The organism is Halarcobacter sp. (assembly GCF_963676935.1).
In the GTDB taxonomy this organism is placed as follows: domain Bacteria; phylum Campylobacterota; class Campylobacteria; order Campylobacterales; family Arcobacteraceae; genus Halarcobacter.
The window spans coordinates 32405-54878 of the sequence record NZ_OY781470.1; the positions used below are offsets into that span (position 1 = coordinate 32405).

The 22474-nt window shown below is 28.9% G+C and carries 20 protein-coding genes; 8 read left to right on the forward strand and 12 right to left on the reverse strand.

Features of this window, described 5'->3' with window-relative positions:
• The first annotated feature begins 27 nt into the window (after window positions 1–27).
• Window positions 28–1080, forward strand: a complete 1053-nt coding sequence (locus ACKU4C_RS00170; protein WP_321313552.1) for a TRAP transporter substrate-binding protein DctP — start codon at window positions 28–30, stop codon at window positions 1078–1080.
• 193 nt (window positions 1081–1273) lie between these two features.
• Entirely contained in the window at window positions 1274–2326 is a 1053-nt protein-coding gene (locus tag ACKU4C_RS00175; RefSeq protein WP_321313554.1) for a TRAP transporter substrate-binding protein DctP, read from the forward strand.
• 21 nt (window positions 2327–2347) lie between these two features.
• On the opposite strand, the gene ACKU4C_RS00180 is transcribed toward ACKU4C_RS00175, so the two are convergent.
• Genes ACKU4C_RS00180 through rsmA form a run of 11 tightly spaced genes read right to left on the reverse strand, consistent with a single transcriptional unit; the run spans window position 2348 to window position 13793 of the window.
• Window positions 2348–3085 (reverse strand): 2Fe-2S iron-sulfur cluster-binding protein, encoded by a 738-nt coding sequence (locus tag ACKU4C_RS00180; RefSeq protein ID WP_321313557.1) that lies wholly within the window; start codon window positions 3083–3085, stop codon window positions 2348–2350.
• Window positions 3082–4689, reverse strand: coding sequence for an FAD-dependent oxidoreductase (locus tag ACKU4C_RS00185; RefSeq protein WP_321313559.1), 1608 nt, complete (start codon window positions 4687–4689; stop codon window positions 3082–3084). Before ACKU4C_RS00185 ends, ACKU4C_RS00180 begins: the two co-directional genes overlap by 4 nt.
• The gene (locus tag ACKU4C_RS00190) at window positions 4690–5133 is read right to left on the reverse strand and encodes a hypothetical protein (RefSeq protein WP_321313561.1); all 444 of its coding nucleotides are present in this window, start codon (window positions 5131–5133) and stop codon (window positions 4690–4692) included.
• Window positions 5134–5162: 29 nt separating this feature from the next.
• Window positions 5163–6092, reverse strand: coding sequence for a D-2-hydroxyacid dehydrogenase (locus ACKU4C_RS00195; protein WP_321313563.1), 930 nt, complete (start codon window positions 6090–6092; stop codon window positions 5163–5165).
• A 59-nt stretch (window positions 6093–6151) separates the two neighbouring features.
• Window positions 6152–7570 (reverse strand): PhoH family protein, encoded by a 1419-nt coding sequence (locus ACKU4C_RS00200; protein WP_321313565.1) that lies wholly within the window; start codon window positions 7568–7570, stop codon window positions 6152–6154.
• A complete protein-coding gene (hemJ, locus tag ACKU4C_RS00205; RefSeq protein WP_321313567.1) occupies window positions 7570–8094 on the reverse strand; it encodes a protoporphyrinogen oxidase HemJ in 525 nt (174 codons plus the stop codon). The genes ACKU4C_RS00200 and hemJ overlap by 1 nt, the downstream gene beginning before the upstream one ends.
• Window positions 8095–8110: 16 nt before the next feature.
• Complete coding sequence (locus tag ACKU4C_RS00210; RefSeq protein WP_321313569.1) at window positions 8111–9298, reverse strand: replication-associated recombination protein A; 1188 nt, start codon at window positions 9296–9298, stop codon at window positions 8111–8113.
• A complete protein-coding gene (locus tag ACKU4C_RS00215) occupies window positions 9291–10094 on the reverse strand; it encodes a pseudouridine synthase (RefSeq protein WP_321313571.1) in 804 nt (267 codons plus the stop codon). The genes ACKU4C_RS00210 and ACKU4C_RS00215 overlap by 8 nt, the downstream gene beginning before the upstream one ends.
• Window positions 10091–11056 (reverse strand): KpsF/GutQ family sugar-phosphate isomerase, encoded by a 966-nt coding sequence (locus ACKU4C_RS00220; protein ID WP_321313573.1) that lies wholly within the window; start codon window positions 11054–11056, stop codon window positions 10091–10093. Before ACKU4C_RS00220 ends, ACKU4C_RS00215 begins: the two co-directional genes overlap by 4 nt.
• 9 nt (window positions 11057–11065) lie before the next feature.
• The gene (locus ACKU4C_RS00225) at window positions 11066–13009 is read right to left on the reverse strand and encodes a ribonuclease J (RefSeq protein WP_321313576.1); all 1944 of its coding nucleotides are present in this window, start codon (window positions 13007–13009) and stop codon (window positions 11066–11068) included.
• Window positions 12990–13793 (reverse strand): 16S rRNA (adenine(1518)-N(6)/adenine(1519)-N(6))-dimethyltransferase RsmA, encoded by an 804-nt coding sequence (gene rsmA / locus ACKU4C_RS00230; RefSeq protein WP_321313577.1) that lies wholly within the window; start codon window positions 13791–13793, stop codon window positions 12990–12992. Before rsmA ends, ACKU4C_RS00225 begins: the two co-directional genes overlap by 20 nt.
• 74 nt (window positions 13794–13867) lie before the next feature.
• Between rsmA and hisF the strand changes: the two genes are divergently transcribed.
• The 6 genes from hisF (at window position 13868) to ACKU4C_RS00260 (ending at window position 19140) form a co-directional block, all read left to right on the forward strand.
• Window positions 13868–14629: an imidazole glycerol phosphate synthase subunit HisF gene (hisF, locus tag ACKU4C_RS00235; RefSeq protein ID WP_321313579.1), complete on the forward strand. Its 762-nt coding sequence runs from the start codon at window positions 13868–13870 to the stop codon at window positions 14627–14629.
• Window position 14630: 1 nt separating this feature from the next.
• Complete coding sequence (locus ACKU4C_RS00240; protein WP_321313581.1) at window positions 14631–15299, forward strand: hypothetical protein; 669 nt, start codon at window positions 14631–14633, stop codon at window positions 15297–15299.
• Window positions 15296–15841: a purine-nucleoside phosphorylase gene (locus ACKU4C_RS00245; RefSeq protein ID WP_321313583.1), complete on the forward strand. Its 546-nt coding sequence runs from the start codon at window positions 15296–15298 to the stop codon at window positions 15839–15841. The genes ACKU4C_RS00240 and ACKU4C_RS00245 overlap by 4 nt, the downstream gene beginning before the upstream one ends.
• Window positions 15842–16232: 391 nt before the next feature.
• On the forward strand, window positions 16233–17300 hold the full coding sequence (rlmN, locus tag ACKU4C_RS00250; protein WP_321313585.1) for a 23S rRNA (adenine(2503)-C(2))-methyltransferase RlmN: 1068 nt from the start codon (window positions 16233–16235) through the stop codon (window positions 17298–17300).
• A 93-nt stretch (window positions 17301–17393) separates the two neighbouring features.
• Window positions 17394–18806, forward strand: coding sequence for a glutamate--tRNA ligase (gene gltX, locus ACKU4C_RS00255; RefSeq protein WP_321313587.1), 1413 nt, complete (start codon window positions 17394–17396; stop codon window positions 18804–18806).
• A gap of 67 nt (window positions 18807–18873) precedes the next feature.
• Window positions 18874–19140 (forward strand): RNA-binding protein, encoded by a 267-nt coding sequence (locus ACKU4C_RS00260; protein ID WP_321313589.1) that lies wholly within the window; start codon window positions 18874–18876, stop codon window positions 19138–19140.
• Window positions 19141–19351: 211 nt separating this feature from the next.
• On the opposite strand, the gene ACKU4C_RS00265 is transcribed toward ACKU4C_RS00260, so the two are convergent.
• Window positions 19352–22468: a CusA/CzcA family heavy metal efflux RND transporter gene (locus ACKU4C_RS00265; protein WP_321313591.1), complete on the reverse strand. Its 3117-nt coding sequence runs from the start codon at window positions 22466–22468 to the stop codon at window positions 19352–19354.
• Window positions 22469–22474: the final 6 nt, after the last annotated feature.

Genomic DNA, 22474 nt, shown 5'->3' on the forward strand with positions numbered 1-22474 from the left:
ATCAAATAATAATCTTAAAGGACAGTGATGAGATTACTTCTCAAAATTACAATACTTGTTTCACTATTATTTAGTTTTTCTAATGCAAAAAGAGTTTATAAATTAAAGATGGCAACTACTTGGGGACCTACTTTATCTCCTCTTTATGATGCTGCTGAAAATATGGCAAAACTTGCTGAAGAGTTATCTAATGGTGAAATTAAAATCAGAGTTGATGCTGCAAATAAGCATAAGTCACCATTTGGTGTTTTAGATATGGTTAAAGGTGGTCAGTATGATTTAGGACACTCGGCATCTTATTATTGGAAAGGTAAAGATATTGCTACTTTACCATTTACTTCAATGCCATTTGGTTTGACTGCACCTGAACAATATGCTTGGTTTTATGAAGCTGGGGGTTTAGAGCTTATGCAAAAAGTTTATACTAAACATGGTGTATTATCATTCCCTGGTGGAAGTACTGGTGTACAAATGGGTGGGTGGTTTAGAAAAGAGATTAAATCACTAGATGACCTAAAAGGTTTAAAAATGAGAATTCCTGGATTTGCTGGAGAGATTATGGCTAAATTAGGTGTTCAAGTTACTAATATTGCACCAGGAGAACTTTATACCTCTTTAGAAAGAAACAATATTGATGCTTTAGAGTGGGTAGGCCCATCTATGGATATTAAAATGGGATTTCATAAAATTGCACCATATTATTATACTGGTTGGCATGAACCAGCTTCTGAAATGCATTTCATTGTAAATAAAAGAGTTTTTGATAAGTTACCAGCTCATTTACAAAAAGTTTTAACAGTTTCGATGAGATTAGCAGCTTATGATATGTATATTCAAAACTATGATATGAATGCTACTGCTTGGGAAAAAATGAAAAAAGATTATCCTAATATTCAAGTTAAAACTTTTCCAAAACCTGTAATGGATGCTATGAAAAAAGCTAATCAAGAACTTAGGGATGAATTGTCTGCTAAGTCACCATTATTAAAAGAGGTTTTAGACTCTCAAGATGCTTATATAAAAAAAGTTAGAGAATGGTCTAAAATGTCTGATTATCTTTATTTAAAAGATAATATCTAAACTATCCCCTTATTGGGGATTTTAGATTGATATATTTATTTTATAAAATATTTAATTACACTCTTTTATAGTTTTATTTAGTAACCATTAAAAATAATTTTAAAATAAATTATGATAAAATTATTTCCTCTTTGATTGAAATGTATTTCCTTACACATTTTTTTTCAAACAATTAAATATCTAAAGGATAGTTATGGGACAACTATTAAAAATTGTATTACTTTTTTCTCTACTTTTTAGTTTCTCTTATGCCAAAAAGGTTTATAGATTAAAGATGGCTGCTTCTTGGGGGCCAACACTTTCACCTTTAATTGACACAACTAAACATATGGCTAAGTTAGCAGAAGAGTTATCAAATGGAGAATTAAAAATTAGAGTTGATGCTGCAAATAAGCATAAAGCACCTTTATCTGTGTCAGATATGGTTAAATCAGGTCAATATGATTTAGGACATACGGCTTCTTATTATTGGAAAGGTGTAGATCCTGCTGTTATGCCTTTTACTTCTTTACCATTTACTTTTACTGCACCTGAACTTTATAGTTGGTTTTATTACGGTGGTGGTTTGGAACTTATGAAAAAGGTTTACTCAAAACACCATATGCTTTCTTTCCCTGGTGGAAATACTGGTATGCAAATGGGTGGATGGTTTAGAAAAGAGATTAAATCACTTGAAGATTTAAAAGGTTTAAAAATGAGAATTCCAGGTTTTGCAGGAGAAGTTTTAGCTAAGCTTGGTGTTTTAGTTGTAAATATCCCAGGAGGAGAACTTTATACTTCTTTAGAGAGAAATACAATTGATGCTTTAGAGTGGGTTGGACCATCTATGGATATTAAGATGGGATTTCATAGAGTTGCACCATACTATTATACTGCTTGGCATGAACCAGCTTCAGAGATTCAATTTCTTGTAAATGAAAGAACTTTTAATAAGCTTCCAGAACATTTGCAAAAAGTTTTAGTTACTTCTTTTAGATTAGCTGCATATGATATGTATATTCAAAATTATGATATGAATGCAACTGCATGGCAAGAGATGACAAAAGAGTATCCAAATATACAAGTTAAAACTTTTCCAAAAGATGTAATGGATGCTTTAAAGAAGGCTAATCAACAGTTAAGAGATGAAATGGCAGCAAAAAATTCTGAATTAAAAGAGATTTTTGAAAGTCAAGATGCTTATATGAAAAAAGTTAGACCTTGGACTGAAATGTCAGATTATCTTTATTTAAAAGATAATATCTAAGAATTCTCCTTTTGGAGATTCTTAGAAACTATTAGGATTAAAACCTCCAAAGTTATCAAATCCTGTATCAAATCCACCATTAAATGAGTTTATTGATTTATCTTCATATCCATTTTGTACAGATTTCATTCTTAGGTTCATTATATCTGTCTTTGGGTCTATAAATTGTGGACATACAATTGTACAGTTACCACATAGGGTACAATCCCATATTCCATTATTTTGTATTTTTTCAAGAGTAGGGCTAGGGTTAGCTTCTTTTTTGTCTTCTACATACCTTAACGATCTTGTAAGGGCATAAGGTCCTAAGAATTTTTCATTTACTTCAAATACAGGACATGAGCTAAAGCAACTTTGGCATAAAATACAATTACTTTGTCTATCAATAAGCTTTTCATCTTCTGCGGTGATTTCTACATCACTTAATTGATTTAAAAATGAGTTACTGTTCTTTAGTACTCTTCCTTCATAATCTAGATTTACAACTAAATCTTTAATCACTTGAGTATTTTTTATAGGTTCAATAATATCATTTTCATTTAAGTGAGTTTTACAAGCTAATTTTTCAATACCGTTTACTCTTATGGCACAGCTTCCACAAATTCCAGTTTTACAACCACATCTAAAAGCTAAAGAGTTATCATGTTTTGTTTTTACTTCAATTAAAGAATTTAAAATCGTTTCTTCATGTTTTACATCAAATTCTTCAAAGTAGTTTTCTTTATTTGATGCTTTTTTTCTTTGAATTTTAATTTTCATTTTAAATCCTCAAAATAGAATTCCAAATTGTTATTTTCTAATTTACATATTGATATTTTTTCATAAGTATTGTTTTCAATTTCAAAATCAGTTCTATAATGCGCACCTCTGCTCTCTTTTCTTTCATAGGCACCTTTTGCTATTGTTTTACTCAACAGATACATATTTTCATATTCTAAATAATCTATTAAGTTTCTGTTATAAACTTTATTTTTATCTTCTATACCTATTTGAGTCATTTCATTTTTTATATGTTCAAGATAATCTAATACTTTTTTGATTCTTTTTTCTTCTCTAAATAAACCTAGATTGTTAAAAAGTAGTTTTCCTAACTCTTTTTTAGTTTTGTATAAATCTTTTTTATTTTCTCGTTTTAATATCTCTTCTAATCTTTTTATTTCTTTATCTTGATTTTTTTTATTTGATTGATAGTTATACTCTAGTTCTTTAGCTCTTTTAGCTGCAACTTTTCCTGATAATCTCCCTAATGTTACAATTTCTAGTAAAGAGTTACCACCTAATCTATTTGCGCCATGTATGCCGCTTTGAGCACATTCACCACAAGCATAAAGATTTTTTATAGAAGTTTTTGTCTCACTGTCAGTTAAAATCCCACCCATAGTGTAATGAGCTGATGGATTGATTGGTATTAGATCTTCTTCCATTTTTAATTTCATAAAATCTAATATAAGTCTTCTTTCTTGTGGCATAACTTCTTCTATTTTTTCTTTGCCAAGATGTCGTAAGTCTAAGTATACTTTTTCGTGTTTGTGTGTTTTTTTAAATATTGCTCTAGCAACTTCATCTCTAGGTTTTAATTCATCTATAAATCTATTTCCATCTTTGTCAACTAGATATCCACCTTCGCCCCTTGCACTTTCACTCACTAAAATATTTTTACTTTCAAGTGAAGTAGGGTGAAATTGTACAAATTCCATGTTTGATAAAAGTGCTCCTGCATTTAATGCTGCAGCTATGCCATCTCCTGTTGAAGAATATGAATTTGTTGTTGACTGATGATATATTCCAGCATATCCTCCAGTTGCTAATATAATTGTTTTTGCTTCAATCTCTACAATTTCGCCTGAAACCATATTCAAAAACAATGCAGCCTTTGCACAGTTCTCTTCAACTACTAATTTAAGTAAGAAGTATTCGTTTAAAAACTTTATCTCCTCTTTTATGCATTGGTCATATAAAGTATGTAAAATTTTCAATCCTGTGTAATCTGAACTATAGCAAGTTCTTTTTGCTTTTGTTCCACCAAATTTTCTTTGTGCAATATTGTTTTTTAAATCTTTGCTAAAAGGTACACCAATTGAAGATAACCAATCTATTGTATTTTTTGACTCATTGCATAGATATTTAATATTGTTTTTATTTGCTAGATTATGTGAAGCCTTGTAAGTATCATTTATGTAATTTTCTACAGAATCATCTTTTGTAGTTTCAATCACAGCATTTATTCCACCTTGTGCTTGGCAAGTTTGTGAGTGAGTAGGGTAGGTTTTAGATACTACTAATACATTTGAATTCTTTTTTTTTGCTTCTAAAGCAGCACTTAATCCTGCTCCTCCTGAGCCAATTATTAATACATCAATCATTTATTCCCAAAACTCCTTTAATGGTTCTTTTTCATCTTTTTCTTTTTTATCTTTTTCTTTTTTATCTTTATTTGTTTCACTATTTAACTCTTCAATTTCTAAGTTTTCTATCTCTTTTAAAGCACTAGCTAAATCTTCATCATCAAGTTCTTTTGTAGTTGGTTCTGATTCAACAATTTTAATATTATCTTCATATTCGTAAACTTTTTTTATTTTATTAGTTTTTAGATTTTTGTTTTGTATTGATTCTTTTAAGCTTATGTATTCGTGCATTAGTTCTTCATATTTTGAAAACTCTAATAACATAAAACTAGGTTTCCCATCTCTTAGTATAATTGCCTTGTCAATTTCATTTTTAGATAACTTGTCAAAAATCATTTTATTTTTTCTAATTAGCTCAGTTGATGAAAACATCTCTTTTGATGTATATTGTAAAGGATTCATTTTAACTCCAATTTGTATTTTTATACGTATTATACTATGTATTCTTTTACATTGTCAAATACTAAATTAATTAATCTATTTCTTGACTCAACTGAACCCCATCCTATATGAGGTGTAATTATAATTCTATCTTTATTTTTAACTTTATTTAGAGGATTACTTTTTTCTATCGGTTCTTTTTCTAATACATCAATCCCACAATAAAAGCTTTTGTTACTATCAATCTTGTTTGCAAGGTCAGCTTCATTTATAATTCCACCTCTACCAACATTAATCAATATTGCATCTTCTTTCATCATATCAAGATATGTTTTATTTATCATATTATATGTCGTATCATTTAATGGAGAATGTATGCTAACAATATCTGATTCTTTCATTAATTCCTCTAAACTTGTTTGATTGTATTTTGTATTATTATTCTTTCCTGAAGTTGAATAGTAATTAACTTCACAATCAAAACTTTCTGCTATTTGTGCAACTTTTGTTCCAATGCTTCCCAATCCTATTATTCCCCATTTTTTGTTTTTTAATTCGTAAAATGGTACATCTATATATGTGTAGATATCTGACTTTTCCCAATTCTTTTTTTCTACATAATTTATATATGAATTTAATTTTTGCATAAAATGCAATACTAAAGAGATTGTTACTTGTGCAACACTAGAAGTTGAGTACCCAGCAACATTTTTAACTTCTATACCTTTTACTGTAGCGTGTTTTAGGTCTACATTGTTAGTTCCTGTTGCAGCGATACATATTAGTTTTATATCTGAGTTATCCATTATTTCTTTATCAATTACTACTTTATTTGTAATAACAATATCTGCATCTTTAACCCTAGTTAGTGTTTGAGTTGGTAGAGTAGTTTCATATATTTCTACTTGACCTAAAGTATTGAATCTATCAAGATTTATATCTTTACCTAATGTTTTTCTGTCTAAAAATACTATTTTCATTTTGCATACCTTTACATATTTTAATATGTAAAGGTATCAAAAGTGTTATAAATTCTTAATTATTTGTTTTTACTTGAGAATATTTGTTCAGCCCATTCTGTAATTGGACCTCTTAAAACTTTTTGTAGTTTTATAGCAAAGATATTTACTAATTCACTATTTTTCTTTGTAGATTTTAAAAGTGTAGTTAATGAGTTGGTGTGTTTATTTACGTAGAAGTTATCAATTTGTTTATTACTTCCTAATACTACAACTTTACAGGTACTATCTATTCTTGAAAGTACCATTTGCATTGTTTTATTAGACATATTTTGAGCCTCATCTATTATAACAAAAGAGTTAGAAATGGTTCTTCCTCTCATCTCTCCAACCCACATTGTTTCTATTCCGTAGTTTTGTATCATTTGTTCTACTCTTTGATTAACTTCTTGGTCATCAAGTTCTGGAATATTTTCAATATTTTTTTTATTAGCTCTTTTTTTCTTATATTCACTTCTTATAATATAGTCTAAACTGTCCATTAATGGATGATTATATATTTTAAACTTTTCTTCTAATCCTGGCAAATACCCTACATCTTCACCTTTATCCAACGACTCTACCGAGTTTCTAATATATATTATTTTTTGGTAATGTTTTTGTCTTACAAGTTTTAATGCTCCACTTAAAGCTAATAGTGTTTTACCTGATCCAGCTTTTGCTTCAACTATTAAAACATTATAAAAATGAGATAAAATTGCATTTGAAAAAAATAGTTGCTCTTTATTTAAAGGTGTTATTACTTGGTCTCTAACTTCTCCTTCATTTAATAAAATTATTCTTTCATTTTTTATTGCAGCTAGTATTATTTGATCTGAACTTTTAACTTTGAAACAATAAGAGAAATTATAAGGTGAATAGTCTTCATCAAAATCTTTAATAAGTGCATCTTGCAAAAATTCTGTATCTTCAAAAGCCACTTCAATTGTTTTAATAAACTCATAATTGAATTCATCTTTATTTGAACCTATAAGAGAATCTGTTTTTATATCTAAACTTACAGCTCTAGTTCTTGCCATAATATCTAGCGAAAGAAAAGTTGTTTCACTATTTTTATAGTATTCATCACAAAATGAAGCTATTTCTAGAATTTTTCTATCATTTATTATATTAGGAGCTACATTTTTAATGTTTATTGTATATTCTTCTTTTGATATTACATCGATTATAGCACCTTTAGTTCCATATACTTCTAATCTAATAATCTTATATGAGCCAACTTTTTCTGAAATTAATATTTCAGAATTTTCTAAAATTCTAGCAAACTCTCTTGCTTGGAAATTTATCTCATCAAAACCACTTTTTTTTGTGTCTATCTCATCTAAAACTGTTTCTGGTAATACTATTAAGTTTTTATTGTCATCACTAATTTTAAATATATTTGAAGCATCTTCTAATAATATATTTGTATCTAATACATATACTTTTTCAAAAATCATTATTTAGTTTTCTCTTCTTGTTTAAATACTTTGTATATTACAAAAGCCGATAAAGCAATTGTAATCAGAGTAAAAGCCAATGAAAATGTTTTTGTTACAACATAACCTACTATTAGTATTGCTAAAAATGTTGGTACCTCGTTATAGGCTCTAAAAAATTTTCCACTTTTTGTATATTCACCTTTTTCTAATTGTTTTCTAAAATATTCTAATGAAAATGAATATGCGACTAACAATACTACAAAAAATATTTTAGCATGCATCCAACCATCACCTTTAAGTAAATCTGGTCTTAAATATAGCATTAATATTCCACTTACAATAGTTGCCCACATAGCTGGTAAACCAATATATTTGTACATCTTGTATTCTTGAATTTTTACAACTTCTACAAACTCTTGTTTGTCTTTATGTTCAGTATGATAAACATATAGTCTTGGTTGATAAAATAACATTGCCATCCATGACATTACTGCCATAATATGAAAAACAACAATCCATAAATAATAATCTAGTATTTCCATCTCTTTTCCTCAAGTTTTAGTGAGATTCACCTTTTATTTTTTTTAGCCAATCATTTAAAGTTTTTTCATAGCCTACATTATTTGATTCATATAACTTTAAATCTTCTTTTAAATACTCTTGCTCTACCCAACCACCATAATCGTGTGGATATTTATATCCTATATGTTGATCTCTTAGATGTTTAGGTATCTCTAAGATTTTACCATTTTGTACTTCATTAAGTGCTTTAGCAATCCCCATGTAAGATGAGTTTGATTTTGGACATGAAGTTAAATAGATAATACATTGAGCTAATATAATACGACTCTCTGGATAGCCTATTTTTGAACACGCTATCATTGTATTTACTGCAATATTTAAGGCATTTGGATTTGCATTTCCTATATCTTCGCTGGCATGTATTACTAATCTTCTAGTTATAAACTCTACATTCTCTCCCCCATCTATTAGCCTCGCAAGATAGTATAAAGCTGCGTCAACATCTGAACCTCTGATTGATTTAATCATGGCACTAGCTAAGTCGTAATGGCTATCTTTAGAACTAACTCCATCGCCTATTGGATTACTTCTTAACTCTTTTAATAACTCAATTGTTATATTAGAATCAATTTTAATAACAAAATTAAGTAGATTTAACATAGCCCTAGCATCACCACTACTTGAAAGAATTAGATACTCTCTAGCCTCTGTATCAATGTTAAAATCTATATAAACTTCTGCTTTTTTTAATACTAGTTCTAATTCATCTTTTGTAAAAGCTTTAAATTCATAAAGGAATGATCTTGACCTAATTGCATTTGTAAGTGTGAAAAATGGATTCTCTGTACTTGCACCTATGATTATTGCTTCATAGTTTTCCATTATTGGTAATAAAACTTCTTGTTGATTTTTTGATAATCTATGAACTTCATCAATAAATACTATTGGTTTTATAAATGAGTTTTTATATTTAATAAATATTTTTCTTAAATCTTCAACTTTAATAGATGTTGCATTAAAGTAGTAGTAATCTGTATCTATCTCTTTTGAAATGATTTTTGCTAGTGTTGTTTTTCCTGTTCCTGGCTTTCCATAAAAAAAGAGATGTGGAATCTCTTTTTTTTGAATCAATTTATATAAGGCACAGTTTTGCCCAATAATATGTTTTTGTCCAATAAATTCTTTTAGGTTTTTAGGTCTTAATATATTTGATAAGTCAGTCATTACTATTTAAAAAAAGTCTTAGGTCTTTGTACTCATCTTTTGTTAAATATCTTGATTTTCCTGTTGGTAGGTTGTTTAATGATATACCACCAAATTCAAAACGTTTTAAATCTAATATTTCTAAACCAAAATGTCCAAAAAATCTTCTAAGCTCTCTATTCTTACCCTCAGAAATTGCAACTTTTAATTTTGAAAAGTTTTTATTATTTGAAATTATTTGATAAGCTATAAATGGTTCAAAATTCATTGAAGTGATTTTAGATTTTTCATGCCCTCCAACTCTTGCATCTTCTAGCTCTAATCCATGAATCATTGCTTCTTCAACTTTTGGTTGAATCTCTCCATTTACTTTTAACTTGTAAATTCTTTCTAGGTTTGAGTGCATAAGTTTATTTGCTACTTCTACTGAATCTGTTAAAAGAATTAGACCTTCACTAGCATAGTCTAGTCTTCCAATTGGTAAAAAGTGTTTATATTTTTTATCTAAAGTATCATATATAACTTTTCTTCCTTGAGGGTCATTTTTTGTTACTAGTTCCCCTTTAGGTTTATTATACATTATTACTGTATACATTTTATTTTTATCTTCTTTGATAAGTTTCTTACCAATTCTAACTACATCATTCGCAGCTACTTTTGTTGCAAGATTTTTAACAGGTTTATTGTTTATTGTAACTTTTCCCTCTTCAATTAACTTATCAGCTTCTCTTCTAGAATAGTTACTATTGTGTGAGATAAATTTGTTTAGTCTTGTTTCTTGACTTTGAGTTTCATCTTCTTTTATTTCTTTTTTCATTTTATTCCTGCTTCAATTAAATCATGGATATGTAATACACCTATTATCTCATTATTTTCATTAGTAATAATTAAAAGCTGTATTTTATAGTTTTCTACAATCTTTAAAGCATCACTTGCCAATAGATTTTTGTTGTTAATAGTTTTAGGATTTTTAGTTGAGATTGTTTCTACACTGTTTTCTATAGAGAAGTTTTCACTCATCAATGCTCTTCTTAAGTCACCATCACTTAATACCGAATGTAGATGCTTGTTTTCATCAACAACTAAAACATTTCCTAGTCTACCTTCACTCATTGTTACTATTGCATCTTTAATTTTAGTTTCACGTGAAACAATAGGTAGATTATCTTTTTTTAATAGGTCATCTACTTTGATAAAAAGCTTTTTCCCTAAACTTCCCCCTGGATGAAATGAAGCAAAATCTTCTTTTTGGAAATCTCTTTTTTTCATAAGACATACTGCCAATACATCCCCCATAGCTAAGGTTAAAGTTGTAGAAGAGGTTGGGGCAGTATCTAATGGACAGGCTTCTTTTGTAACACTTATATCTATAAATATATCAGAATATTTACCTAAAGTTGATTCAGCATTTTTTGCCATAGCTATCAATGGGATATCAAATCTTTTTATATGAGGTAATAGTTGAATTAACTCTTCACTTTCACCACTATATGAGATACCAAGAACTATATCATCCTTTCCTATCATCCCTAAATCGCCATGCATGGCTTCTGTTGGATGAAGGAAAAAAGATGAAGTACCTGTGCTTGCAAGTGTTGCAGCAATTTTTGCACCTATAAGTCCAGATTTACCTACACCTGTTACAATCACTTTCCCTTTACAATCATAAATTAAATCTATTGCTTTTTCTATATCAAAAGAGGAGATATTATCAGAAGCTATTTTTAGTTCATTTGCTTCAATATCTAAAACCTCTTTTGCTATTTTATTAAAATCCATTCTATTTCCTTATTGAACAAATAGTGTAGGTACAATCATTGGGTATTTTTTGTATTTTCTAATACAGTGTTTTCTTACAACTTTTCTAATCTCATCTTCAACTATTCTATTGTTTTTGAAAATAGCTTCTTTTGCATTTTTTAAGAATGTAACTAATAAATCTTCAATCTCTTTTGAAAAGTATTTGTCACTTTTATCTGGAACTAAACCAAAAGAAGTAACTCTAGGTCTCTCTTCTATACTTCTATCATTTGCGTTGATTTGTGCAACAATAATAACCACACCTTCATTTGCCATAGTTTGTCTATCTATTACAATATCATCTGCAATTTTGTGGTTTAATTGATTGTCAATATAAACTTTTCCAGTTTTAACTGATTTTACTTTTTTAAGATATTTAGGAGTAACTTCAACTTGTTCCCCATCACTCATAATATATGTATTTCTTTCAAGTACACCACAGTCTACACCAGTTTTTGCATGTTTAACTGCGTGGTTATATTCACCATGAATTGGCATAAAGAATTTTGGTTTAATAAGTCTTAACATCAATTTTTGTTCTTCTTGTGCTGCGTGTCCAGATACATGAATTTCACTAAAGTCTTGGTATGCAACTGTTGCACCAGCTTTTAACAAGTGGTTGATAATACCAGATACACTAGCTTCATTTCCTGGAATTGCTTTTGCTGAAAGAATAATTTGATCTCCTGGTTTAATTTTAATATGTCTGTGTTCATGGATAGACATTCTGTATAAGGCACTCATTGATTCACCTTGACTACCTGTTGTTACAATTAAAACTTCACTATCTTTATATTTATTTACTTCATGTGCATCAATAAATTGATCTTTTGGGAATTTAATATATCCAAGGCTCATAGCAACATCAAGGTTTTTTTCCATTGATCTACCAATAACACAGATTTTTCTTCCATATTTTAATCCATGTTCTATTGCTTGAGCAACTCTATGGATATTTGAAGAGAACGTTGACATAATAACTCTACCTTTTGATGTTGCAAAAAGTCTATCAAAAGTTGGTCCTACAGTTTTTTCAGATTTAGTAAAACCTGGTGAGTGAGAGTTTGTTGAATCCGACATTAATAATAAAACACCTTGTTCTCCATAATGTGCAAGTCTATGTAAGTCTGTTGGATATCCATCCATTGGTGTATGGTCAATTTTAAAGTCACCTGTATGAATTATTGTTCCAGCTTCAGTTTTAATAGCTAAAGATGATGAATCAATAATTGAATGAGTTATATGTATCCATTCAATTTCAAAATCACCAATTTTAATTGGTACTCTTTTTTCAATAGGTCTAAATAGTTTTCTGTATTCTTTTATTTTATGTTCATCAAATTTTGAACCAATCATCTCTAATGGTAATGATGTCCCATAAATTGGGAATTGCATCTCTTTAAATAAATACGGCATTGCACCAATATGATCTTCATGTCCATGTGTAATAAGTACCGCAGCAATTTTATCTTTAATCTGTCTGATATAAGTAAAATCAGGTACTAAAATATCAACACCATGCATATCTTCATCAGGGAAACTCATACCAACATCAACAATTACTGCCGACTTCTCAGTCTCAATAACCATCATATTCCCACCAATTTCACCTAATCCTCCAAGTGGAGTGATTCTAACTTTAGCATTTGTAGAAAGATTTAATTTATTATGTGGATTCAATCTTTCTTTATGAGATCTTTCATTTATGCTGTGAGCTTTTCTTAAATCGTTAATCCATGAACTATTTGTTTTGTTAGAGTTTGTTTTAGCTCTAGTATTAGAGTTTCTTCTTCGTCTATTTTGAGGATTTTGTTTACCTTGAGGTTGCTCTTTTTTTGGAGCACTTTTCTTTTGTTCGGTTTGTTTTTTTTCTATATTTGTATTTTTATTAGCTACTTCATTTACTTGATTATCAGCTTTGTTGTTTTCCATCTTTTACCTTTGTATACAATTGGCTATACAAAGATACATCAACTTCATGAGGTCGTAAAGTCTCTTTTATATTAAGTTCATTATAGATATTAGATAAAGCCTCTTTATTATAGAGTGCTGTTAAGTTCTTAAAAAGTTTTTTTCTTGGTTGTGAAAAGCAAACTTTTAAAAATTTTAAAAAACCTTTATCTAATTCTACATCCTTCTTTTTAGATATAAATAATATTGAAGAAACCACTTTTGGTGGTGGATCAAAAGATTCAGGAGGTACATCAAACAGTATTCTTGCCTCTTTTGAAACTAATTGAGTAATTATAGAAAGTGAAGAATACTCTTTATCATTTACTTTTGCAGCAAATTTTTGGGCAACTTCTCTTTGTATCATTACGATTATATTCTCACAATTTATATCTTCAAATGCTCTTAATATAATATTTGTTGCAATATAGTAAGGTAAGTTTGCAATTAAATCATAACTAGATTTATGCAAACTACCTTTTTCTTCCCAAGCTTCTAAAACATCTGTGTGGATAAGTTTAAAACGCTCGTTTTCAATATCTATTGCAAATTTTGACTTTAATACAGCTATTAAATCTGTGTCGACTTCATATGCTGTTGTATCTTTGTACTTGACTAAATTTTCCGTCAAATCACCTAATCCAGGGCCAATTTCTACAATATGATTATTGTTATTGGGCATCGATTGGATGATCTTTGATAATACGGTCTTGTCTTTTAAGAAATTTTGTCCAAATTTCTTTTTTGCTATTATTGTTTTTTCCATTAGAACAAAGAGTATATCTGCTTTTAACTTACAATTAGATAAGATAATTTTTTATTATAAAGAAGGATTAAAATTTGAGTAATTTTGCAAAAAGAATTATACCTTGCTTAGATGTTAAAGACGGAAGAGTTGTTAAGGGTGTAAACTTCGTTGGATTAAGAGATGCAGGTGATCCAGTTGAAGTGGCAAAAAGATATAATAATGAAGGTGCAGATGAAATCACTTTTTTGGATATTACTGCAAGTCATGAAAATAGAGATACTATTGTTGATATAGTTAGAGATGTAGCAAAAGAGGTTTTTATCCCTTTAACAGTAGGTGGAGGGATTAGAAAACTTGATGATATATATAAACTATTAAATGTAGGATGTGATAAAGTTTCAATAAACTCTTCAGCTGTTGTAAACCCTGGATTTATAGATGAGGGTGCAAAAAGATTTGGAAGTCAATGTATAGTAGTTGCTATAGATGTAAAGAGAGTTGAAGATGGTTCATATCACGTTTTTGTAAAAGGTGGTAGAGAAGATACAGGACTTGATGCAATTCAATGGGCAAAAGAGGTTTATAGTAGAGGTGCTGGTGAGATTCTTTTAACTTCTATGGATACAGATGGCGCAAAAACTGGATTTGAACTTAATATTACAGAGCAAATTTCATCAATTGTAGATATTCCTGTAATTGCTAGTGGTGGAGCAGGTACTATGGAACATATAAAAGAAGCATTTGAACATGGTGCGAGTGCAGCATTAGCAGCTTCAATATTTCATTTTAAAGAGATTGATATAATGGAATTGAAACATTATTTAAGAGAGAACAACATACCAGTAAGGATTTAATATGAAGTTTTTTAATCTATTGTTTTTGCCAGTTATTGGTTTTTCTTTTCAATTAGAATTTACAAAAGAGTTTACACATCAATTACCTCATGATACATTAATTGCAAATGTAATGATTACGATTGAAGATGAATCAGAAAGTATTGTAAATGATAGATTTAAAGTATTCAATAACAAAATAAAGAACTTCGATATAGTTGAAAGAGAACTAGAAAAATTTAATATAAGACCTAAATATCGTCATATATCTAGTACTCCAAAAATTACTGGATATATTGGAGAATTAAGGTATAAAGTGAATTCATATAAAGCAAAAGATATGCATATGTTTATTTCTGAACTTACAGAGTTAAAACGATTTAGAGATACTACAGTGTCTGTAAGTAATTTATCTTGGAGTGTTAAAGAGGAAACATATAATGTAACTTTAGATTTATTAAGATTTGAGGCAATAAGTTGGGGTAATACTTATGCAAATAATTTATCAAACGATTTAAAGAAAAATTGTGTTCTTGAAAAAGTTAAAATTGCTAGAGATAAAATAAATGATAATAGTAATGTAAATATACTTTATAGTAATACTTTAAACAATTCTAAAGATGTAGATGTTCCTGATGCTAAAGAGGAAAGAGTGACAATATACCCTAAATATTTTTTGGAGTGTAAATGATAGTTTGTGCAGGAAGAAATGAAACTTTTAATTTTGCTCAACCAATAGGAGTTGGTTTAATTGAAAGTGCTATTAATTTAACAAGACAATGTTTATTTGATAAACCCGAATTTTTACTTTTTATTGGTAGTGCTGGAAGTTATGGAAATCACAATATTTTTGATATAGTTGAATCTAAAAGAGCAGCTAATATTGAACTTTCATTTTTAAATGATGATTCATATACTCCTTTAGACAATGTTTTAGAATCTGAAAATAAGATGGTTAAAAATGATACTATTGTAAATAGTTCAAATTATATATCTAAAAATTTTGAATTATCTAAGCAGTTAAATCAATATGGAATTGGTATTGAAAATATGGAGTTTTTTTCAATAGTACAAGTTGCACGTGAATTTGAAATACCAGTTGCAGGGATATTTGTAATTACAAATTTTACAAATGAAAATGCACATAAAGATTTTATGGCTAATCACAAAGAAGCTATGGGAAAGTTAACTAAGTATCTAGAAGAAAAGAAAATTATAAAAAGTTTCACGTGAAACACCGTTAAGAAAACGTAAACAGTTTTACGTTTTTAGGTGTTGAAAGCGAAGTGGTATGCAAAGCATCCACGAAGCTCGAGGAACGTCGTAAAGAAAATATGAACTGCTTCACATTTTTAGGTGTTGAAAGCGAAGTGGTATGCAAAGCATCCACGAAGCTCGAGAAACGCATAAGGAAAAGGCAAACAAGTTTTATACTTGAAAGTTAAAAAGAGACAAGGAAAACAACCAACAAAAAGGTAACTAAGTTCTTATAAAGTAAAGTAGTTTATAGTATCTCCAAAATTCAAGGAATACGTTAAAAAAAACAAAACAAAATCCTTTCAAAAGAGAGTGATAAAAACAGATATTAAAAAATATCAAATCTAAAATAAATGAAAAGGTAAATATGAATTCTATTTATGACTACACATTAGATGAATTAAAAGGAAAATTAAAACCTAGTTTTAGAGCAAAACAAGTTTATAATTGGATATATAAAAAATATGTAACTTCATATGATGAGATGAAAAATATTCCAAAAGATTTAATTCAAGAGTTGAAAGAAAACTATCCATTAGATATTTTAGAAATAGTAAAAAAAGAAAAAAGTACTGATGGAAGTATAAAATATTTATTTAAATTAAGAGATGGGCATACAGTTGAATCTGTACTTCTTTTAATGAAGAAAAAAATAGTAAATGATGATGGAAGTGTTGAGCAAAGTGAAAAGTTTACTGTATGTATTTCAACTCAAGTTGGATGTAAAGTAGGTTGTACTTTTTGTCTTACAGCAAAAGGTGGATTTGTTAGAAATTTAATAGTTGGCGAAATAGTAAATCAAATAGTACAAATAAAAAGAGATAACAATATTCCTGAAAATAAAACATTAAATATTGTATTTATGGGAATGGGTGAACCACTTGACAATTATGATAATTTTGTTCATTCAGTAAAGGTGTTTTCAGAAGAAGATGGCTTAGCAATAAACAGAAGAAGACAAACAGTATCAACTTCAGGTTTATCAACAAAAATTGAAAAACTTGCAAATGAAGAGTTAGGAATTCAATTAGCTATTTCATTACATGCGGTTGATGATGATTTAAGAAGCGAATTGATTCCTATGAATAAAGCTTATAATATTAAATCAATTATCGATGCGGTTAGAAAGTTTCCAATTGATACTAGAAAAAAAGTTATGTTTGAATATTTGGTAATAAAAGATAAAAATGATGATATTGAATCTGCTAAGAAACTATTAAAACTATTAGATGGAATTAAAGCTAAAGTAAACTTGATATATTTTAATCCATATCCAGGTACTTCATATCAAAGACCACAAAGGGATGATATGGTAAAATTCCAAGAATATTTAACAAGTAGAGGTTTATTATGTACAATTAGAGAATCAAAAGGACTTGATATCTCTGCTGCATGTGGACAATTAAAAGAGAAGGAAACAAATGCAAGCTCTTGATTATGCAATGTTGATTTTCATTGCTGCTGTTGCAATTTTCTCTGCAATAGGCTTTTATATAAATAATAAAGATAAAAAAGAATAAGGAATACTATGGCTGTAACTAGATTTGCTCCAAGTCCAACTGGATATTTACACATTGGAGGATTGAGAACTGCACTTTATAGCTATTTATGGGCTAGAAAAACAAAAGGAACTTTTAGATTAAGAATAGAGGATACTGATACACAAAGAAATAATGAAGCCGCAATGGATGCTATCTTAGAAGCATTTAATTGGGTAGGTTTAAGTTATGATGGAACAGTAGAATATCAATCTAAAAGATTAGATATTTATAAAAAATATATTCAACAACTATTAGATGAGGGGAAAGCATATCACTGTTATATGTCAAAAGAGGAACTTGATGCCTTAAGAGAAAAACAGATGGCAAATAAAGAGACTCCAAGATATGATGGAACATGGAGACCAGAAGAGGGTAAAACTTTACCTGAAATTCCAGAAGGTGTTGAACCAGTTGTTAGAATCAAATCTCCAAATGAGGGAAGAATTACATTTATTGATGGTGTAAGATCACTTATGAACTTTGAGTGTTCAGAGATTGATGATTTTGTAATTGCAAGAAGTAATGGAATGCCAACATATAATTTTGTTGTTACTATTGATGATGCACTTATGGAAATGACTGATGTAATTAGAGGTGATGATCACTTAACAAATACAGCAAAACAAATTGTAATTTATGAAGCATTAGGTTTTAATGTTCCAAAATTTTACCATGTACCTATGATAAATAATCCTCAAGGTAAAAAATTATCAAAAAGAGATGGTGCACTTGATGTTATGGATTATAAAAGAAAAGGGTTTTTACCTGAAGCATTATTAAACTTTTTAGTAAGACTTGGTTGGTCAAATGGAGATCAAGAAATTTTTTCTATGGAGGAGATGTTAGAACTTTTTGATCCAGAGAATATAAATAAATCTGCATCATCATATAATGAAGAGAAACTTTTATGGTTAAATGCTCACTATATAAAGAATGTTTCAAATGATAGATTATGTAAAGAGTTAGAATTTTTTGATTGTTATTTAGAAGGGCATGATAAAAAAGAGATGCTTTTAGATTTATCAAAAGAGAGAGCTCAAACACTAATTGAACTAAAAGAAGCAATTGAAAAGATTTTAAATGTACCAACTTCTTATGAAGCAAAAGGTAGTAAAAAATTTGTAAAAGAAGATACTATTAAAATTCTTGAAATCTATATGCAAACTCTGGAAGAAGTAAAAGATACATTACATTTAGCGTGTGATTATGAAACAGTTACTAAACCTTTTATTGAAAAATTTGAGTTAAAGTTCCCACAATTATTCCAACCAATTAGAATCGCATTAACAGGTGGAACGCAAGCGCCATCAGTTTATGACATAATGGCAGTATTAGGTTATAATGAGGTAAAAAGTAGAGTTTTTACCGCAATTGAAAGAAATTTTGACAAAGAAGCTTAAGATTACTTGCCAAAAATAAATTAAAAAGGCATAATGTTCATACTTATTTGAAAAGGAAAGATTAAGAATGAACATTTATGTTGGAAATTTGTCATATAGAACGGATGACAATGGTTTGAAGAGTGCTTTTGAAAAGTTTGGTGAAGTAAAAAGTGCAAAAGTAATTACAGATAGAGAAACAGGAAGATCAAAAGGTTTTGGTTTTGTTGAAATGATGACTGACGTTAGTGGAGGTCAAGCTATCGAAGAACTTAATGGTAGTGAACTTGACGGTAGAACTTTAAGAGTAAATGAAGCTAGACCTAGAGAAGAAAGACCAAGAAGACAATACTAATCTGCAAACAAAAATATAATCAACAATCACTTATCAAGATTTTTTAACTTTTTTATATAATGAAACTTGCAAAAGGAGAAAATCTTGTAGGTTGTTGGTTTAGTCGTTAGTTAGTTTAAACGCAAGTTTCATTATATATCGTTTAGCTGTGAGAGAATTATACAAATTAATCGTGTAGTAATCGTGTGCTTTCAATCTATCCTACTAAAAATTAGTGAGATAAACTTTCTTGAACTATATTTTCTTTTTTAATTAATACAATAATATAAAAAATAGATGGAATAATAATAAGTGTTAACAGTGCTGATGATGTCATTCCACCAATCATTGGTGCAGCGATTCTTTGCATAACTTCACTACCTACGCCATCGATGTACATAATTGGAATAAGACCACCTAATATAGCAAATAGGGTCATAAGTTTTGGTCTTAATCTTAATACAGCACCTTTGTAAATAGCCATGGAAATATTCTTTTTACTAAATTCCATAGTTGATTTTTTTAATTCAATCATCGCTTCATTTAGATATACAATCATTACAATTGAGGTTTCAGAAGCAACTCCAAGTAAGGCAAGGAATCCAACAATAACTGCAATAGAGATATTAAAGTTTAGATAATCTAGATAAAATAATCCACCTGAAAGTGCAAAAGGTAGAGTGAAAAATATTATCATTGTATATGTAATATTTCTAAGTGCAAAATATATAAGAATGAAAATAATTAAAAATGTAAGAGGAATGATATAAATAAGTCTATTCATAGCAGACTCTAAATACTCACTTTGTCCTGACCATTCATAATAAAAACCATCAGGAAGTTTTAAATCACTTAATAACTCTTGGGCTTCATCTTTATATTGTTTTGTTGAAACATTACTTTTAGGAGTAATATATACAAAGTTTACATTTAATGCTTTTTCAGATTTTATAACTGATGGCCCCTCTTCATAGTGTAAATTTGCAAACATTGACAGTGGTTGGAATCCAAGTTTAGTTTTTATTTTAAGATTATTTAATGATGTTATATTTTCTCTTTGCTCAGCTTTAAATCTTAAAGATATTGGGTATCTTTCTAATCCATCAAAAAGTGTAGAGATTTTTGCCCCTGCTACACCTAATGATATAGTAGATAAAACATCATTTTTAGTAATACCGAATCTATCTATCAAATCATCTTTTAAATAGATATTTAAGTAATAACCAGAATTTATTTTATCTGTTGAGACTGATAAGGTTTTATCAAATTTTTTTAATTTTTGTTCAATTTTATTTGCAGTATCTTCTAAAACTTGGTGGTCATTTCCATATAGTTTTATACCAAGTGGAGTTCTAATACCTGTAAGAAGCATATCAATTCTTCCTCTAATTGGATAAGTCCAAGAATTGATTAAACCTGCAACTTGAAGTTTTTTATCCATCTCATCCATTAACTTTTTATATGTCATACCTTCTCGCCATTGATCTTCTGGTTTAAAAGTTATAATTGTTTCAATCATAGCAAGTGGTGCAGGATCAGTTGCAGTATCTGCACGACCAGCTTTCCCAAATACTGTATCAACTTCTGGGAAAGACTTTATGATTTTGTCTGTTTTTTGAGTTAACTCTTTAGCTAAATCAATACCAATTCCATATGGAGTTACAGGCATATACATAAAAGTTTGCTCATTCATCATAGGCATAAACTCCCAATTGAGTTTTTTGTATGCTGGGTAAATTGAAATAACTGTAGCTAAGAAAATTAATACAATAAGATATCTAAATTTTAAAGAGATATTTAAAAGTGGAGAGTAAAGTGCAATAAAAAATCTATTTATATAGTTCTTCTTCTCGTCAAGTATTTTTCCTTTGATAAAAAGTATCATTAAAATAGGCACAAGTGTAATTGATAAAATTGCTCCGGCTATCATTGCAAAAGATTTTGTAAATGCTAAAGGTGAAAAAAGTCTTCCCTCTTGTCCTGTTAAAGCAAAGATTGGTAAAAAAGAAACAACAACTAAAATTAGTGCAAAAAATATTGGTCGACCAACTTGCTTTGCTGATTTGATTATTATCTCAATTCTTTGTTTATTTGAAATATGATTTTTACCTTGAAGATATTTATGGGCATTTTCAACCATTACTATTGTTGCATCAACCATTGCTCCAATAGCAATTGCAATACCACCTAAACTCATAATATTTGAACCAAGTCCAAATAGCTTCATAAATAAAAATGTAAATAATACAGTTATTGGAAGTGTAATTATAATAATAAGGGCACTTCTTAAATGGAAAAGAAATAGTGCAGAAACTAGCATTACAATTATAGATTCTTCTACAAGAGTATGTTTTAAAGTATCAATTGCCTTATCGATAAGTGAAGTTCTATCGTAAGTCTCGACAACTTCGACCCCGTCAACTTTTAGTGTTTTGATTTTTTCTTTTACTCTTTTGATTACATCATAAGGATTTTCACCATATCTTACAACAATAATTCCACCAACAGTTTCACCTTGACCATTTAAATCTGCCATTCCTCTTCTATTTGTAGGCGTAATATTTACTTCGGCAATATCTTTTACTAATAGTGGAATAGAATCATTTGTTTTAACAGTAATATTTTCAATATTTTCACTTGTTTTCAAAAAAGCTTTTGCTTGAATCATGTGTTCAAAACCATTTTCTAAAATGATTCTTCCACCTTTTTCATCATTATTATTTTCTAAAGCTTTTTTAACATCTTTTATACTTAAATCATATTGTACCAATTTATCTTGGTCTAAAGTTATCTCATAGTTTTTGATAAACCCACCGACAGAAGCAACTTCACTTACTCCATCAACTCCTAAAAGTGCAAATTTATAATAATAATCTTGCAAGGTTTTTAGTTCATCAAGAGATTTTGTATCAGATTTTAATGCATACTCATAAGCCCAACCAACACCTGTAGCATCTGGACCAATTGCAACATCAACTCCTGCAGGAAAAGAACCTTGAAGTTGAGATAGTTGCTCTAATATTCTGTTTCTTGAATCATATAAATCTGTACCATCTTTAAATATTATATATATAAGGGCATTTTGAAATGAACTCATTGCCCTAACAGTTTCAATATTAGGAAGACTCATTAGATTGGAAATCAAAGGGTAAGAAACTTGGTCTTCGATTGTTTTGGGACTTTGTCCTGGCCATTTTACTTGTACAATAACTTGTGGAGGAGAAAGGTCAGGTAGTGCATCTAAGCTACTATTTTTAATAGCCCAAAAAGAGGCAACAATTAAAATAAGTGTTGTAATAAGAATAAAAAATTTATTTTTTATACTATATGAAATAATTGATTCAACCATGATATT

Bases quoted from the DNA above. Each gene is read 5' to 3' on its own strand.
- ACKU4C_RS00170 (WP_321313552.1), top strand. From the start codon at position 28: ATGAGATTACTTCTCAAAATTACAATACTTGTTTCACTATTATTTAGT.
- ACKU4C_RS00175 (WP_321313554.1), top strand. From the start codon at position 1,274: ATGGGACAACTATTAAAAATTGTATTACTTTTTTCTCTACTTTTTAGT.
- ACKU4C_RS00180 (WP_321313557.1), bottom strand. From the start codon at position 3,085: ATGAAAATTAAAATTCAAAGAAAAAAAGCATCAAATAAAGAAAACTAC.
- ACKU4C_RS00185 (WP_321313559.1), bottom strand. From the start codon at position 4,689: ATGATTGATGTATTAATAATTGGCTCAGGAGGAGCAGGATTAAGTGCT.
- ACKU4C_RS00190 (WP_321313561.1), bottom strand. From the start codon at position 5,133: ATGAATCCTTTACAATATACATCAAAAGAGATGTTTTCATCAACTGAG.
- ACKU4C_RS00195 (WP_321313563.1), bottom strand. From the start codon at position 6,092: ATGAAAATAGTATTTTTAGACAGAAAAACATTAGGTAAAGATATAAAT.
- ACKU4C_RS00200 (WP_321313565.1), bottom strand. From the start codon at position 7,570: ATGATTTTTGAAAAAGTATATGTATTAGATACAAATATATTATTAGAA.
- hemJ (WP_321313567.1), bottom strand. From the start codon at position 8,094: ATGGAAATACTAGATTATTATTTATGGATTGTTGTTTTTCATATTATG.
- ACKU4C_RS00210 (WP_321313569.1), bottom strand. From the start codon at position 9,298: ATGACTGACTTATCAAATATATTAAGACCTAAAAACCTAAAAGAATTT.
- ACKU4C_RS00215 (WP_321313571.1), bottom strand. From the start codon at position 10,094: ATGAAAAAAGAAATAAAAGAAGATGAAACTCAAAGTCAAGAAACAAGA.
- ACKU4C_RS00220 (WP_321313573.1), bottom strand. From the start codon at position 11,056: ATGGATTTTAATAAAATAGCAAAAGAGGTTTTAGATATTGAAGCAAAT.
- ACKU4C_RS00225 (WP_321313576.1), bottom strand. From the start codon at position 13,009: ATGGAAAACAACAAAGCTGATAATCAAGTAAATGAAGTAGCTAATAAA.
- rsmA (WP_321313577.1), bottom strand. From the start codon at position 13,793: ATGGAAAAAACAATAATAGCAAAAAAGAAATTTGGACAAAATTTCTTA.
- ACKU4C_RS00240 (WP_321313581.1), top strand. From the start codon at position 14,631: ATGAAGTTTTTTAATCTATTGTTTTTGCCAGTTATTGGTTTTTCTTTT.
- ACKU4C_RS00245 (WP_321313583.1), top strand. From the start codon at position 15,296: ATGATAGTTTGTGCAGGAAGAAATGAAACTTTTAATTTTGCTCAACCA.
- rlmN (WP_321313585.1), top strand. From the start codon at position 16,233: ATGAATTCTATTTATGACTACACATTAGATGAATTAAAAGGAAAATTA.
- gltX (WP_321313587.1), top strand. From the start codon at position 17,394: ATGGCTGTAACTAGATTTGCTCCAAGTCCAACTGGATATTTACACATT.
- ACKU4C_RS00260 (WP_321313589.1), top strand. From the start codon at position 18,874: ATGAACATTTATGTTGGAAATTTGTCATATAGAACGGATGACAATGGT.
- ACKU4C_RS00265 (WP_321313591.1), bottom strand. From the start codon at position 22,468: ATGGTTGAATCAATTATTTCATATAGTATAAAAAATAAATTTTTTATT.